Annotated in this window: 1 protein-coding gene; it reads right to left on the bottom strand. The window is 39.4% G+C overall.

Annotated features, from left to right (window positions below):
- Nucleotides 1-222 precede the first annotated feature (222 nt).
- Nucleotides 223-546: MaoC/PaaZ C-terminal domain-containing protein (locus AC4GME_RS01120; protein WP_490378912.1), on the bottom strand; the 324-nt coding region annotated here is incomplete at its 5' end.

The following is a 546-nucleotide window of genomic DNA, read 5'->3' as shown; positions in this document are numbered from 1 at the left end:
GTATGTATCTGTTATCGACCGCTTAAAAAATAACTTTAAATCTTTTTTAAACTTTTTTTCTTTAACGGTTCATTTTCAAAACAGTCGATGTTCAGACTTAATAACCTTATCGACAGCTCAAAAAATAACTTTAGGAAAAATAGGAAATTAATTTATTTTGTAGGAAGGATTACCCCAGCTTAAGCAGCCAGGATAATATTAACGGCTAGTAACCACTTGAATTTAAAAATAAACACGCACAACAGAAACGGCAACACAACCAGGGCGGCGGGTGTTTTTTATCTCAATCGAAATCTCTTTTTCTATCTCTAAGCCGCGTTTTATGGGAGTAATTTTAATTAAACGGCTATGCGCACGCACCACACTGCCTGTTTTAACCGGATAAGGAAAGCGCACTTGGTTAAGGCCATAATTCACCGTCATCTTCGCATTCGGGTAGAGCGGTTTCTTCGGGTTGACACTGTCGGTTAAGCGCGGCAATAGCGACAGGGTTAAAAAACCATGGGCAATAGTGGTTTTAAAGGGCGATTCTTTTTCTGCCCGAGC

The sequence above is a fragment of the Psychromonas sp. genome (assembly GCF_983033635.1).
This window is presented reverse-complemented; position numbering and strand designations above follow the sequence as displayed.